The 15,142-nt window shown below is 41.6% G+C and carries 14 protein-coding genes; 8 read left to right on the top strand and 6 right to left on the bottom strand.

From position 1 onward, the window contains the following. The first annotated feature begins 164 nt into the window (after window positions 1-164). Window positions 165-578, top strand: a complete 414-nt coding sequence (locus G3T18_RS11965; RefSeq protein WP_224410786.1) for a tetratricopeptide repeat protein — start codon at window positions 165-167, stop codon at window positions 576-578. Between the two features lie 48 nt (window positions 579-626). Here G3T18_RS11965 and G3T18_RS11960 read toward each other — a convergent pair whose 3' ends face one another. After that, window positions 627-947 carry a TIGR03792 family protein gene (locus tag G3T18_RS11960; RefSeq protein ID WP_224410785.1) on the bottom strand — a complete coding sequence of 107 codons (321 nt, stop codon included), beginning with the start codon at window positions 945-947 and terminating at the stop codon, window positions 627-629. 181 nt (window positions 948-1,128) lie between these two features. Between G3T18_RS11960 and G3T18_RS11955 the strand changes: the two genes are divergently transcribed. From G3T18_RS11955 to G3T18_RS11945, 3 genes are all read left to right on the top strand, one after another. Continuing rightward, window positions 1,129-2,340, top strand: a complete 1,212-nt coding sequence (locus tag G3T18_RS11955) for an RNA-guided endonuclease InsQ/TnpB family protein (RefSeq protein WP_224410784.1) — start codon at window positions 1,129-1,131, stop codon at window positions 2,338-2,340. Between the two features lie 224 nt (window positions 2,341-2,564). Then, entirely contained in the window at window positions 2,565-2,888 is a 324-nt protein-coding gene (locus tag G3T18_RS11950; RefSeq protein ID WP_224410783.1) for a phasin family protein, read from the top strand. 19 nt (window positions 2,889-2,907) lie between these two features. Next, window positions 2,908-3,441, top strand: coding sequence for an FKBP-type peptidyl-prolyl cis-trans isomerase (locus G3T18_RS11945; protein ID WP_224410782.1), 534 nt, complete (start codon window positions 2,908-2,910; stop codon window positions 3,439-3,441). Window positions 3,442-3,553: 112 nt separating this feature from the next. On the opposite strand, the gene dnaB is transcribed toward G3T18_RS11945, so the two are convergent. The 3 genes from dnaB to gloB form a co-directional block, all read right to left on the bottom strand. Then, window positions 3,554-5,425, bottom strand: a complete 1,872-nt coding sequence (gene dnaB, locus G3T18_RS11940) for a replicative DNA helicase (RefSeq protein WP_224410781.1) — start codon at window positions 5,423-5,425, stop codon at window positions 3,554-3,556. Window positions 5,426-5,630: 205 nt separating this feature from the next. Beyond that, window positions 5,631-6,089 (bottom strand): 50S ribosomal protein L9, encoded by a 459-nt coding sequence (rplI, locus tag G3T18_RS11935; RefSeq protein ID WP_224410780.1) that lies wholly within the window; start codon window positions 6,087-6,089, stop codon window positions 5,631-5,633. 79 nt (window positions 6,090-6,168) lie between these two features. After that, window positions 6,169-6,942: a hydroxyacylglutathione hydrolase gene (gloB, locus tag G3T18_RS11930; RefSeq protein WP_224410779.1), complete on the bottom strand. Its 774-nt coding sequence runs from the start codon at window positions 6,940-6,942 to the stop codon at window positions 6,169-6,171. A gap of 145 nt (window positions 6,943-7,087) precedes the next feature. On the opposite strand from gloB, the gene G3T18_RS11925 reads away from it, so the two are divergent. The 4 genes from G3T18_RS11925 (at window position 7,088) to G3T18_RS11910 (ending at window position 11,929) form a co-directional block, all read left to right on the top strand. Next, on the top strand, window positions 7,088-7,294 hold the full coding sequence (locus G3T18_RS11925; RefSeq protein WP_224410778.1) for a hypothetical protein: 207 nt from the start codon (window positions 7,088-7,090) through the stop codon (window positions 7,292-7,294). Window positions 7,295-7,369: 75 nt separating this feature from the next. Next, the gene (locus G3T18_RS11920; RefSeq protein ID WP_224410777.1) at window positions 7,370-8,599 is read left to right on the top strand and encodes a glycosyltransferase family 4 protein; all 1,230 of its coding nucleotides are present in this window, start codon (window positions 7,370-7,372) and stop codon (window positions 8,597-8,599) included. Window positions 8,600-8,633: 34 nt separating this feature from the next. Further along, the gene (locus tag G3T18_RS11915; RefSeq protein ID WP_224410776.1) at window positions 8,634-10,697 is read left to right on the top strand and encodes an ABC transporter ATP-binding protein; all 2,064 of its coding nucleotides are present in this window, start codon (window positions 8,634-8,636) and stop codon (window positions 10,695-10,697) included. A gap of 35 nt (window positions 10,698-10,732) precedes the next feature. Continuing rightward, a complete protein-coding gene (locus G3T18_RS11910) occupies window positions 10,733-11,929 on the top strand; it encodes a glycosyltransferase (RefSeq protein ID WP_224410775.1) in 1,197 nt (398 codons plus the stop codon). 30 nt (window positions 11,930-11,959) lie between these two features. Here the strand turns inward: G3T18_RS11910 and G3T18_RS11905 are convergent, their stop codons facing one another. Beyond that, window positions 11,960-12,688 (bottom strand): response regulator transcription factor, encoded by a 729-nt coding sequence (locus tag G3T18_RS11905; RefSeq protein ID WP_224410774.1) that lies wholly within the window; start codon window positions 12,686-12,688, stop codon window positions 11,960-11,962. Window positions 12,689-12,892: 204 nt separating this feature from the next. Then, complete coding sequence (locus G3T18_RS11900) at window positions 12,893-14,992, bottom strand: tetratricopeptide repeat protein (protein WP_224410773.1); 2,100 nt, start codon at window positions 14,990-14,992, stop codon at window positions 12,893-12,895. Between the last annotated feature and the right edge of the window lie 150 nt (window positions 14,993-15,142).

Genomic DNA, 15,142 nt, shown 5'->3' with positions numbered 1-15,142 from the left:
AAATGTCATCCTTCGCGAAGCGAAGGATCTGATCTCCCCAGCATCTTTTACGCCGAACCCGTAAACGGGCGGATACACGAGCAAGGTTCCCCCTTCGCGGACTAAATTGATACCAAAAGAAAGATTCTGTAGAGACGTTACACGCAACATCTCCAACAGTTGTCATGACGCCTCAACTTAAGCCAAAATTAAGAAAAATCTTCCTCAAAAATTATGGTAGCTTGGCGTATTGGAATAACCGAGGCAATTCGCTAAATGAGTTAGGAAAATATACAGAGGCGATCGCCAGTTACGATCGAGCTATTAAAATTAAACCTGACTATCATGAAGCTTGGAATAACCGAGGCTTTGCGCTATATAATTTAAAAAGATATCAAGAAGCGATCGCTAGTTACGACCGAGCGATCGAATTTAAACCTGACTTTGATTATGCTTGGACTAACCGAGGCGTTGCGCTATATTATTTAGGAAAATACCAAGAGGCGATCGCCAGTTACGATCGAGCTTTAGAAATCGAACCTGACTTCCATTCAGCTATTTTCAATCGCAGATTAGCATTAAAAAAACTAGATCGTTAACATTATTGCACTTAGTCCCATTTTTCCCTAGAAAGAAGCGCTAAACCTCTACAAATTTCGTCCTTGGGGAAATTTCCGAACCTGATATTCTAGAGATTCAACAATCTGATGTGATGTATCTCCCATTGCTTCGTCGAATTGCTTCTCGGTTTCGGTAATATCTTCGATAGGGACAGAACTCCACTCTTGACGAGTTCGCCAACGTATGATTAAGACAACTTCGTCTGCTTTCTCTGGATTCAGCCATACTTCTTTCCCCAAAAAACCAGGATAGCGAGTAAGCATGGGTGTCCAAATTTCTGCGTCTTTCTGAATATACTTTTCTCGCGCTTCGGGAGCAACTTTGATGCGCAGCCATTCAATTACCATAGTTATTCTCGATTAGCGGACAGCCGTACCTACTTAAGGTTTAACAAGCAGTTTAACTGATGGTGGGGGTTTGGGGGAGGCGAGAAGTCCCACGCCATAATTCTCAATTTGGCGTTGGGATACATGGACATCCCCCAAATTAATATTTACCACCAAGCAGTAAGAATGGTAGACTAAGAGCATGATTCTAAACTACACCTACCGCCTACACCCTGACAGTCAACAAATCCAACTTCTCGATGAGTGGTTGGAAACATTACGAGTGTCATACAACTATGCGTTGAGGGAACTAAAAGATTGGATAGCTTCGAGGAAGTGTCCAATAGATAGGTGTAGCTTGGAATCAGAATATATTATTTCCGCAGACTATCCTTTTCCTGGCTACCACCAGCAACAAAACAATCTACCAAAAGCCAAGAAAGAATTTCCTCGACTCAAATGCGTTCCTTCTCAAGTGTTGCAAACCAATATTCGGAGGTTACATGATGCTTGGGATTTCTTCAGGGAAAGGGGATATGGATTCCCTCGTTACAAGAAAGTGGGACAAATGAAGTCGATGCTATTCCCACAGTTCAAAACCAACCCGATTACAGGTTGGCATATCCAACTTCCCAAATTAGGGAAAGTAGGAATCAACTTGCATCGACCTATTCCTAACGGGTTTATCGTCAAGCAAGTGCGGATAGTCAAGAAGGCGATGGGGTGGTTTGCTGTAATCGCTTTGTACTCAGACATTGAAATCCCTGACCCTTTCCCTCATGGTCATGCCATTGGGGTTGATGTGGGGTTATTATCTTACCTGGCTACCAGTGATGGCTTTGTTGAGCCTGGACGTAAATTCTTCAAAACCGAGCAAAGTCGGCTGAAAGTGCTACAACGTCGGTTAGCGAAGAAACAGAAGCGTTCCAAGAATTACGAGAAAGCTATAACGAAGGTAGAAAGGCAACATAACCACATCGCTTTTAAGCGGAAGGATTATCAGTACAAGCTTGCCCATAAACTTTGCGACATGGCGGATACTATATTCATCGAAGATATTGATTTTCGCATCATGGCAAAAGGTTTTTTGGGCAAACATACAATTGATGCAGGGTTTGGGCAGTTTCGTTCTATCCTTAAATTTGTTGGCAAGAAGAGGGGGGTATTTGTCGGAGAAGTAGACCATAGAGGAACTTCTCAAACTTGTCCCAATTGCCGAATTACAGCGAGGAAAGAACTCTCAGATAGGGTTCATTCTTGTCCTGAATGTCAATACGAGGTAGATAGAGATATTGCTTCAGCCCAAGAACTGCTCAATAGAGGACTAGAAACGTATCGGGGGACTCCCGAAAAGCACTCGTATTGGCTCTCAAGTCGAGGTGTCGGGGGCGATGTGCCTAGACAACTGGCGTAGGGGAGCAATGCCCAGTCGTGAGACTGGGAAGCCCACAGCATAATCTTCGATTTGCTGTGGGAGGATGTCACTTATGCCATCATGTATGTCAGTGAGGGAATTCCTCGGTTGTAGAGAGGTTGCACGCAATGTCTCTAGATTCGTTACTCCTCACATTTTTAACCTCTGTGAGGGCGTTCATTTTGGTGCGTTCCTAGGATAATAATTAAATAGGTAATTGAACTATGAATAATGAAAATTGGATTCAACAGTTATTTATGGTTGGTATTGGGACAACCTCTTTGGTAACTGAGAAGTTGCGCGAAGCTAGCGAACAGTTGGTGCGAGATGGTAAAGTTAATCCCGACCAAGCTAAGGCGATGGTTGATGAGGTGATGGAGAAAATTAACACCGATCGCGGTAATATCGAAGGGCAGATGGAACGACAATTGCGCCATTTGTTACAAGATTTGGGTGTTCCTCGTCAGTCGGAAATGGATGAGTTACGGGGACGCATAGATCGTCTGGAACGTCAAGTACGAGATTTGGAAAATAAGCTTTGGCGTTAAGTAACTACAGGATAAAATTATGAAACCGATTTTAATTAGCTTGGCGGCGATCGCGGTTTTTGGTTTGCTTTTGGTGGTGTCTGTGGTGTTGAATAATAATGCTGGAGATGTAGCAGCCAATACTGATTCCCCAGTAAAAACAGAAGTTCAAAGCGATCGCACCGTCGCTGACGAAGCTAATGCACAATTACAGGATATTAACATGGATGAAGCTATCACTACTGATTCTGGGCTGAAATACGTTGAAATCAAAGAAGGAGAAGGTGCGACACCCAAACCAGGACAAACGGTTGTGGTTCACTACACTGGTACTCTCGAAGATGGTACTAAGTTTGACAGTTCGCGCGATCGCGGGTCACCTTTTTCCTTTAAAATCGGTGTCGGACAGGTTATTAAAGGCTGGGATGAAGGTGTCGGAATGATGAAACAAGGGGGTCGTCGCAAGTTGATTATTCCTCCGGAATTAGGGTACGGTAGCAGAGGTGCTGGAGGTGTGATTCCTCCTAATTCGACTCTCATTTTTGATGTCGAATTGTTGGAAATTGCTTCCTAGAAACTGAGTTATTTTCACGAGGAACGCGGTATCAGCTTTTAGTTTAGCTATGCTGCGTTCCTCTTTTGTTCTTGACATTTTTGCCAATTTGTGGTAAAGAGCGAACTAAAAGCTAATATCCACCTTGAGGAGCAAGATTATCAAACTTAGTTAATTCTGGTAAAAATAGCAGTTTCACCGTTCCCGTGGGTCCGTTACGATGTTTAGTAATAATTGCCTCAGCGATATTGCGATCGGGCGAATCAGGATTATAATAACTATCACGATACAACATCACAATTAAATCTGCATCTTGCTCAATCGAATTATGCACAACCAAATTATTAGCAATAAAATTGTGTAAACTAGGAACTGTTAAATCATAAACCTTAGCTTCACCATCAGCTTCAATTGCAACAATTTCATCCCAATAAATATCGCTATCAGCTAAACAAGTAATTTTTTCAGACTTAACAACTTCAGCAAGTTTTCCAGCTTTAATTCGGCTCAAATTATTCTTGTATAAAGATGTTCTAAAATTAGCAATACTAAGAGGTAAAGCTATACATTCACCTACTTTTAAACTATCTAACCTTCCCCAGCCATTAATAGTGAGAAACTGGTGATTGCAAGTAGCGCTAATTTCTCTTCCGAGACGAGTTTTGAGTTTAAATACAGGTTTGATACCAGTAGCAAAAGAATTGCTAACAATTGCCTTTTCTAATTTCATTGTAGCAACATTTAACGCCCAAACTGCAAAACCTGATTTTCCTTCTAAATCGCGAATTGGTACTTCTACTCCAGTGTCAGCTAATGTAACTAAGGTATCACCGCTCAAGCACCCTGATTCGCGTAAATCAGACATCATTGGACGTTTATTTGTTCTTTGTTCCACACCCCGACTAAGTTGAGAAAGTGCAATCACTGGAACATTTAATTCACGAGATAAACCCTTCAAAGAACGAGTAATTTTTGATAACTCTTGAACGCGATTATCGCTACCGCTTCCCTCCATTAACTGTAAATAATCAATTAAAACCAAACCTAAATTTCCACCTTGTTCCGCTTGCAAACGACGCGCCTCCGATCGCATTTGCATCACGCTCAAATTAGCGGTATCATCAATAAAAATCGGTAGGTCAGATAACATACCCAAAGCATTAACCAAAGCTTCCATTTCAGTTTGACTGATCCTTCCCGATCGCAAACGGTTTCCTTCAATTCTTGCTTCACTAGCTAACAAACGCTGTGATAACTGCTCCTTCGACATTTCCAAGCTAAAAATAGCCACCGATAAACCATGTTGTTTAGCAATATTAGCAGCCATACCTAGCCCCAAAGCAGTTTTTCCCATCGAAGGTCTACCTGCGATAATAATCAAATCCGAGCGTCCAAAACCACTCGTCATCGCATCCAAATCGTAGAAACCGCAAGTAATTCCCGGAAGCTTAGTTTGTTCTTGTAGCGCTTCAATTTCGTTAAAAGTATCTCTGAGGGTATCCGCTAAAGAAGTTAAACCTTGTTGCGGACGTTGCTGCGTCAAACTAAAAATCTTCTGTTCTGACTCATCAAAAACCGTATTTAGCTCTTTAGCAGTATTGTAAGCCAGATCGACAATCTCATTTCCCGCCTTAATTAATTCACGACGCTGATACTTTTCCTCAACTAGCAGTGCGTAGCGATCGATATTTACGGCTGAGACAGTCGGCGCTACCAATTGTACCAGTTTATTTGTCCCACCAATTTTTTCGAGTAAAGCGCGATCGCTCAACCAACTCGCAACCGTGGTTAAATCCGTCGGTTTCCCTTGACGATAAAGTTCAAAAGCTGCTTGATAAATATCGCGATGAGCGCTTACATAAAACGCTTCTGGACGCAGTAAATCTGCTACCCTACCAATAGCTTCGGGGTCCTGTAAAATTCCACCTAGAATCGACTCCTCCGCATCAACATTTTGCGGAGGAAGAGAATGACTTTGAGTTGGAGCAAAAAATTCTTGTGTCATTCTTATCTAGGGAATTGGGAATTGGGGATTAGGGATTAGGGATTGGGAATTGGGAGAGGGGGTTTTCAGTGAACAGTGAACAGTTATCAGTAGAGATTGGAGACAAGGGAGAGGGGGAAGACGAGGAAGAGGGGGGAGATAAACTGTTAACTGATAACTGATTTCCCAGTCCCCAATCCCCAGTCCCCAATCACCAGTCCCCAATTTAAAGAGGAGCAACTTGAATTTCAATCGTTGCAGTAACTTCTGGGTGTAACTTGACTTGAGCTTCGTAAAAACCAATGCTACTAATATCCGGTAGCGTAATTCCGCGACGGTCTACTTCCTGACCAGTAGCTTGTTGAATCGCTTCTGCTACTTCTGTCGTCGTCACTGTACCGAAGATAGCATCTTTTTCGCCCACTTGTTTGCGGATCGTAAAACGACCAATAGTTTGCAAAGCTGTTTTGCGATTTTCTGCTTGTTGCTTTTCTGCTTCTAAACGCTGTCTTTCTTTTTCTCTTCTTTGTTCTACTTGCTTGAGAATACCAGGAGTTGCTCTTACAGCAATTCCTTGAGGAACTAGGTAATTACGAGCATAACCTGGAGCTACTTCCACTAAGTCCCCTGCGTTACCTAGCTTATTTACGTCTTTACTTAATACTACTTGTACGCGGTGTGCCATAGTCTGTTTGAAAATTGTTCAGTTTGCTAAACGTTCCCCGATCGCTACTGACGATGAGGGCAAACATTTTATCTTAACATTAAAATTGGTCTTTCATTCCCCGTAAACGGGCAAAGGTTCGGAGTGGATCTTGAATTCCGGTTACTGCTTGTAATTCCCGACGATCCCAGCCTAAAAAGGGATTGGTTAATTTTTCGATTTGTAGTAAAGATGGTACTGTAGCTTGGTTTTCTTGACGAGCTTGTGCTACTTCTCGGTAACGAGTTTGTAAAGCAGAATTTTCTGGATCGATGGTAAGAGCAAATTGAAGATTTTTGAGTGTATATTCGTGAGCGCACCAAATCCGAGTATTATCGGGTAAAGCACGAATTTTACTTAAAGAATCGACCATTTGGGCTGGCGTACCTTCAAATAGTCTGCCACAGCCACCAGCAAATAAAGTATCACCGCAGAATAATTCCCCTGGTTCATCCGGTTTCGTGGGGGGAAAATAGTAAGCGATATGAGCGCGGGTATGTCCGGGAACAAAGAAGACTTCGCCAATTCTACCAGCAAATTCGACCGCATCGCCTTCATTTAAGAATACCTCTTGTCCGGGGATTCTGCCGCGATCGCTAGCACCTCCATAAACTCTCACTTGGGGAAAATGCTTGATTAGCTGTTTATTTCCCCCAACATGATCTTGATGGTGGTGAGTGTTAAAAATTGCTACCAATTCAGCATCCCAGGCTTTGAGAAGCTCTAAAACTGGTTTAGCCTCAGCAGGATCGATCGCTGCGGCTGTCTTGGCTTCGGGATCGTAAAGTAGAAAAATGTAGTTATCAGATAGCGCCGGAATGCGGTGTACCTGCATCAGTGACTTCCTCCAAGAATAATTGCCAGGTAATTCCACTAGTCACAACTGTCTCTGATAATAGTTAAGATAAAAGCGATTCCTCCCGCAAGCCCCGTAAGGAGGAGTAGGGTCCGTCTAATTTACCCAAAACTACTTCAAGTCAATGGCAGCCAACCTTCCGAATCAGTATAACCAAAGTGCCAAGCAAATCGTAGAGCGAATCCTCGAAACCGGGAAACTCAGCCGTCAAGAGCATCTTCAACTGGTGAATATTTTTCTGTCAGATTTTTTAGTCAGCGATGAGGGGCGATCGCAAATTAATCGTGTTTTTGACGAACTGCAAGCTGGCAGGCTAAAGTTCACTAATTGAAGTTTTTTCTTGGTTTCCTTAATTAATCTAGCTTGAGCCAATTTTCGTAAATAATTACCTTCTTAATTTTTATCAATGGCAAGCTCGGCGATCGCAAAAAACAATAACCAAAAATTAAAAATTTCTCTCGTTGTTAGCGACTTATCCAGTAGTGGTTCTGGTCGCTGGGGAGGAGCCGTACGTCCGTTTTTACTAGCTAAAGCTCTGCAAAAACTTAACTGCGATGTCGAAATGCTGGGGTTGGCATTTGATAGCAGTTCCAGCACAATTTCCGCTCCGGAAATTTCGATTGTTTCTTTTCCTTGTCAATATTATTCAGGAGTTATTAACGCTGCTTCTCACCTCCTCAAAAGAATTGATGGAGACCTCATTTATGCAGTTAAACTGAAAACTAGCAGTTTTGGGATTGCGATTATTAAAAAATTACTCAGCCGTCGTCCCTTATTGTTAGATATTGATGACTGGGAACTAAGTTGGCATGGTGGTGACGAATGGCAATATCGCCCTAGTTTAAAACAATTAGCTCGCGATCTTCTCCAACCAGAAGGAGCGTTAAGATATCCGGATCATCCTTTTTATTTAAAGCGTCTAGAAAACTTGGTTAACTACGCTGATGCAGTCACAGTTCATACTAAATTTTTGCAACAACGTTTTGGCGGGATTTCAGTCCCCAATGGTAAAGATACTTCCCTTTTTTCTCCAGAAAAATATGACCCAGAAGCTAGTCGTGCTAAATACAATTTAAGTCCTTATAAAGTTCTAATGTTTCCTGGCGCTCCTCGACCTTATAAAGGTGTAGAAGATTTACTCATGGCGCTAGACATTCTCGAAATCCCAGACTTAAGATTAGTAATAGTTGGTGGTAGTCCTTATGATGATTACGATCGCCAATTAATCGCCCAATGGGGTCGTTGGATTATTAAACTACCTCGGTGTCCCGTTGAACAAATGCCAGAGGTTGTCAGTGCGGCTCATGTATTAGTTGTTCCTCAACGGGATACTCCTGCCGCTCAAGCTCAATTTCCCCTAAAATTAACTGATGGTATGGCAATGGCAAAACCAATTTTGTCAACCTGCGTTGGCGATATTCCCGAAATTATTGGCGATACAGGTTTTCTTGTTGAGCCTAGTTCTCCTCAGCAATTAGCAGCAGCGATTAAGATTATCTTTGATAATTGGGAATTGGCTACTGAGAAAGGAAAAAAGGCGCGAGAACGCTGTGTGGAATATTATAGCGTTGAGACAATGGCAAATGTTCTTGCTTCGGTCATCGAACCTTGGCAAAAAATTAGACAAAATTGCTAATTGTTTTTTTTACTTTACAACGAGAAAAGAGTTTATGTCTTCCCCAAATCGCTTACTTCTAAGATTCGCTTTTAAATATCCTTGGTTGGTAGCTGCTACTGTCATTCTCGGCTTTTCTGGAGCGCTGTTTAATGGTGTAGGAACTGCTTTGATTGTACCTTTGTTATTGGCATTTTTGGGTAAGGAAGAGTTTGAATTGAAGGGAGGTCCCCCGGCACTGCAAAAGGTTTTGTCTTTTTTTGATAGCTTCCCAGAAGAGCAAAAGTTAATGGCAATGACGGGGGCAGTTCTGCTGGCAATTATTCTGAAAAATATTGCTAATTATGCTAATTCGTTAACTGCTGGTTATTTATCTCGTTCTTTGGTGAATGGGATGCGCTTAGAAGGGCTAAGATTGCTCTTAGATGTCGATATAGATTTTTATGCTAAGTACAAAATTGGCGATATTATCAATCGTATTAGTACGGAGGTAGGTAAGACTGCTGGTGCGGTAAAAGTGGCAATTTCTATGTTTAGCGATTCGATCACTATTCTCGTTTTTATCGCTTTTCTCCTTTCCCTTTCTTGGCAGTTGACTATTGTGGCAACTTTTTTGCTATTTTTGGTGGCTTTAGTCAATCAATATTTTATTAAAAGAGCTAAACAAATTGGAAGAAGTTTAACTAAAAAGTCCCAAGAATATTCTAATAAATTATATGAAATATTAACGGGTATTCGTTTAATTAAAACGGTTAGTAAAGAAGAAGAAGAATATCAAAAAATCAAAAAAATAATTAGGGAAAGAGAGCAAGCGGATTTTCAAGCAGAAGCTAATTATGGTGCAGTTGCACCGATTAATGAAGTTTCGGGAATTATTGCTTTGTTATTAATCGTGATTTGTGGGAGTTATATCTTTTCTCAGCAGCTAGAAACGGTTTCGACAGATTTGGCTGTGTATTTGGTTTTGTTATTTCGCTTGCTGCCGTTTATGGGTAAGTTAAATGGTGCCAGAAGCAAGTTTGCTAATGCGGTTCCTAGTGCGGAAATTATTGCGGATTTCTTAAATAAAAAAGATAAACCTTTTATGGTTCAGGGGGATGAAGATTATCAAAACTTAGTCGAAGGAATTAAGTTTGAAAAGGTAAGTTTTTCCTATCCAAATCACGAAGAGTTGGTACTGAAGGAGATCGATTTATGGATACCTAAAGGAAAGACGATCGCTTTGGTGGGTTCTTCCGGTGCGGGTAAGTCTACTTTAGCAGATTTGCTACCGAGATTTTACGATCCGACGGCGGGACGGATTACTTTTGATGGAAAAGATCTTAAAAAATACAAAATTTCCTCTTTAAGGCAAGCAATGGGGGTAGTTAGTCAAGATACTTTTTTGTTTAATAATACAGTACGCCACAATCTTGCTTATGGTCGGGAGGAAGCCACGGAAGAACAAATAGTTGATGCGGCTAAACGAGCTAATGCTTACGAGTTTATCATGAATTTACCCCAAGGCTTTGATACGGAAATTGGCGATCGCGGGGTGATGCTTTCGGGGGGACAGCGACAAAGATTGGCGATCGCTCGTGCTTTGCTCCGCGATCCTGATATCCTCATTTTAGATGAAGCTACTTCGGCTTTGGATACGGTTTCCGAACGATTAGTCCAGGAAGCAATTGATGAACTCTGTCGATCTCGTACTACTTTAGTTATTGCTCACCGACTCTCGACGGTACAAAGAGCTTATCAAATTGTGGTACTCGAAAAAGGTAAAATTGTGGAAATTGGTAGCCACGAAGAATTATTGGAAATTAAAGGCGGTCAATATGCACGTCTCTATGAAATGCAATTTTCTGATAAGCCTAAGTCGAGCTTACCTTACAGTCCGGCTTTAATTAGAACTTCTTTGTTAATTTCTCAAGAATTACAAAATCGTCTTTCTTATGAAGTTCGGACTACTCTTAATGGCATGATTGGTTCCCTACGTTTATTAACTGATGATTTGATCGATACTCCTGAAGAACAAGAAGAGTTAATTGAGGAGTCTTATGAGTCGGCAATTCGCTTACTAAATACAATTGAGTTCTTTGAAGAACAAGCTCCTAAGTTACCCTTAGAAGTTGAGTAACTATCTTTACCTTCAATCTCTGGTTAGTAAAATTTATGGCTAAATACTACGTTTTTTATCTTGGTGATGTCTTGCCTCAACCAAAAGCTCACTTGGTGCAAGTATCCCATTCAGCTAATGCTGCTGCTAATTTGGGTTATCCCGCAGTTTTGGTATCTCTGCAAAAAGACTTTCGTTCTCTCAATCCTCTCAATTTAATTGCTCCTTTTCGTCCGAGAAAACCAGAGCTAAAGTTATTAGAGTTTTACCATCTTCAGTCTCGCTTAAAAGTTGCTCCTTTACCAATGCCTTATCCGATAGACCGAATTCGTGGTAAGCTTACTGACTCTAATACTATTGCTTGTAAGTATTACTTACCAGTACATTTGAAACCAAAAACTCAAATCGTCCATAGTCGCGATTGGAATTTTGTTAAAGCCGCAGTTAAGAACGAAATCCCCGCTATTTACGAATGTCATCATTACGAAAATAAAAAATATGAGCCGGAAATAGTTAATCAGCGATTTTTACAGGTTGCTGTGACTGTGGCTGATACGGTACGAGAAAACTTAATTCGTAATGGAATGCCGCCAGAAAAGACGGTTAAATTGCATAATGGTTTTAATCAATTTTTTTATGAGCGTCATCCAGAAGCTGCTCGAACTTGGCGCCAACAATTACTAACTGAAAAGCGCGATCGCTTGGTTGTCTATGCTGGGGCTTTACATACTTTTAAAGGTATCGATCTCTTGATTGAGGTTGCTTCTCAATTGCCAAATGTTCAATTTGCTTTGGCTGGTGGTCCGGAAAAGGAACGTCAAGCTTATCAAGAAATAGTTCAGTCAAAACAGCTTGAAAATGTGGCTTTAGTTGGTTATTTACCTCACAAAAATTTGGCTAGTTTGCTGCAAGCTGCCGATCTTCTTGTTTATCCTCATCTTTCTGGGGAAGCTGCTAATTTTACTTCTCCGTTGAAGCTATTTGACTATATCGCTGCCGGAAAACCGATCGTTTCGACAACTATTCCTTCTTTGGACGATTTTCGCTCTTCTCCTTTGATTGCTGGCTGGTGCGAACCGGATAGCGCGACTGAACTTGCTGGATGTCTGGAACGGGTTTTTTCTGCTTATCCTCAATGGAGTCCAGACCATATTCACGATCGCGCTTTGGTGGAACAATATTCTTGGGAGAACAGAATTAGCCGAATTCTTGATTTTGTCGATCCTTCTTTTCGTCCCCAAAAACTTATTTAAACTTAATTCCGCCTCCAGGCGGAATTAAGTTTAGACTGCGGCTCGATCTGAGTTGACGTTACCAGGTAACTCTAAACAGTAACCAGCACCATAAACGGTTTTGATATAGCGCGGATGGCGGGGATCGGGTTCTAGTTTGGTTCTCAAGTGTCTGATGTGGACGCGGATCGTTTCGATGTCGTCGTCGGGATCGTAACCCCACACTTCTTTGAGGATTTCGCTAGGAGATACGGTTTGTCCGTGACGCTGTAACAAACAATGTAGCAACTCAAATTCGAGATGAGTTAGTTTGACTGTTTTGTCAAACCAAATTGCTTCAAATCTTTCTGGTACTAGCGTTAAGGGTCCGTAGTTGAGGATTTCTGAGTGCTTTGCGGCTTGGGGAATGCGATCGGTTCGCCGCAGCAAAGCCCTCACCCTGGCTAGCATTTCTTCGACTTCAAAGGGTTTGGTGAGATAATCGTCTGCACCAGCGTTAAATCCTTCTACTTTGTCTTGGGTTTGACCTAGGGCTGTTAGCATTAAAACCGGAATGTCCGCAGTGCGATCGTCCCGACGCAGGCGCTGACATACGGTAAAGCCATCAACTTTTGGTAGCATTAGATCGAGCATAATCAAGTCTGGCTGCAATTGTACGGCTAAAGCTTGACCTTTTATACCGTCTGCTGCTTGATTTACTTCGTATCCTGCCATTTCTAGGTTGATGGATACTAATTCTGAGATTGCAGGGTCATCGTCGATGACGAGTATTCGAGGCATCACTATTTGAGTGTCAGCTACACTTTTGTTTAAGGTTCGCTAAGAACTGTATGGGAATTTTACAATTCCTGTACTGATTATAAGCTCTAATTCTAAATTCTTTCTCAAGATAGTTGCGCTTTTATGCCTCATTTTCGGCAATTTATGTTAATTTTTGTTAACAAAATGGTCTAATTATCGATTAATGTGGTAATAAAATCCTCATCAATCATTTTGAGTAATTCCTAAAAGTTGTTTTTCGGCACGTTCTTTAGCTTGACTGGCTTCGGGATAATTAGGTTTGTAGAGGAGGGCTTTATCATAGGAAGCGATCGCTTCGGCGGTACGTTGTAAACGTAACAGAGCATTGCCGCGATTATACCAAGCTTGGTGTAATTCTGGTTGGAGGGCGGTGGCTTGCTCGAAGGAAACGATCGCTTCGCGATCGCGTTCGAGGTTGTATAATATTATACCTCTTTGATACCAAATGCTTGGGTCTTGAGTATTGATTTCGAGGGCGCGATCGTAGTCAGCAATTGCTTCTTGATAGCGTTGTTCTTGCTGAAAAGCGAAACCGCGATCGTACCAAGTTTGATAGTCATTTGGTGTTAATTGAATCACGCGATCGTAAGCGGCAATTGCTTGTTGATATTGTCCTAACTTACTTTTAGCAGTAGCGAGATTATACCAAGCTTGTGCCCAGTCAGGTTGAAATTTAACTGCTTGTTGGAAAGAATCAACTGCTGGGGAATAATCAGACAAATTCATCAAAGCATTACCGCGACTGTACCAAGTTTGACTAAAATCTGGTTTTAAACTTAAAGCGCGATCGTAAGCTGTGACTGCTTCCGAATCACGTTCGAGATAACTTAAAGCTTCGCCCATTTCGTACCAAGTATGAGCATCATCAGGCTGTAATTCTAAGACTCGTTCAAAAGTAGCGATCGCGGCACTATATTCAGCTAACTTCATTTGAATTTTCCCTTTTCCCAACCAAGCTGCGACTTGTTTGGGTTGTAGAGAAATCACCTTTTCAAAAGCCGAAATTGCTTCGGGAACTTCTTCTAGATTAGCAAGAACTTCTGCCCTACCGAGCCAAGCTTGCCAATAATCTGGTTGAAGTTGAATTGCTTTTTCATAAGCTTGTAAAGCTTCGCGATCTTGTTCTAAACTTTTGAGAGTATCTCCTTGACCTTTCCAAGCTTCGGCATAATCGGGTCGAATTGCGATCGCGCCTTGATAAGCTACTAAAGCGCGATCGTAACGATTTAACTCATAAAAAGTCTTACCTTGTTCGTATAAATTAGTAGAATTAGCCGTATTTCGCAAATTCCCAAGGGCAATTATCCCGATTATGCCTCCAGCGATCGCCAATAACACCAACAATCCCGAAGATAACCAACTACACGGAAGACGATTTAACTTTTTTAAACTAACTTTATTTTCTAATCTTTGATTTCCCGATTGCAGAGTCGATGACATCAAAGCAGTAGTTGAATTCGTCAAATTTGCTACTGCCGCCAAAGCTTCTTTCGCTGTCGGATAGCGATCGCGGTAATCATAGCTTACCATTTTAGCCAGCACTTTCCTCAATCCCGGACTAACTTGGACGATCTCGTGCCAACTAATTTCGCTAGTCAGAGGATCTTTGGGCAACTTATTTGGCGAACAACCAGTCAAAGCTTGAATAATTAACATTCCTAAAGCATAAATATCGCTACTTAATTGAGGATTCCCATTAGCTTGTTCGCTCGGACGATATCCCGGAGTTCCGATCGCCACAGTTAAATCTGTTTGTCCGCAGGAAGCAACTTGAGTAGTAACTTGTTTAACAGCACCAAAATCGATTAAAACTAATTTACCATCTTTTTTACGCCTAATGATGTTTCGTCCGTTAAGATCGCGGTGAATCACCTGATGTTGATGGACGAAGTTTAAAATTTCGAGAATCTCTTGCAAAAGTTCGATAACTTCGGTTTCGCTTTTCGTTTGAGGAGGCGTTAGTTCTTCGTTGAGTTCCGTACCTTCGACGTACTCTTGAACCAAATAAAATTCCTCATCCTCCTCAAAATAAGCAAACAATTGAGGAATTTGAGGATGAGTTCCCAGTTGCAACAAAGTTTGTGCTTCGGTATCAAATAACCTTCTGGCTATTTCTAAAGTTAACGAATCTGTAGCTTGAGGTTTGAGTTGTTTAACCACACAACGTCGCTTGTCGGGTAAGTGGTTATCAACAGCAATAAAAGTCGTGCCGAATCCTCCTCGTCCCAACTGAGAAACAATTTGGTAGCGCCCACTGATTGTTTTTCCTAGAGCTAAGTTCATATCGATTATTAGTAGATGTCGCCCTGTTACTATGTGTTTTGGTTTCCCAATTTGGCAGCAAAGCAGCAAATCCCAGTTACTGCCGATCTTTATCCTATTGCGCCTGTTCGGTTGCCTTTGTCAGTGATTTTGCGGATCTTTGCTGGTTGT

Origin of the sequence: Oscillatoria salina IIICB1 (assembly GCF_020144665.1) — a bacterium.
GTDB lineage: Bacteria > Cyanobacteriota > Cyanobacteriia > Cyanobacteriales > SIO1D9 > IIICB1.
This window is presented reverse-complemented; position numbering and strand designations above follow the sequence as displayed.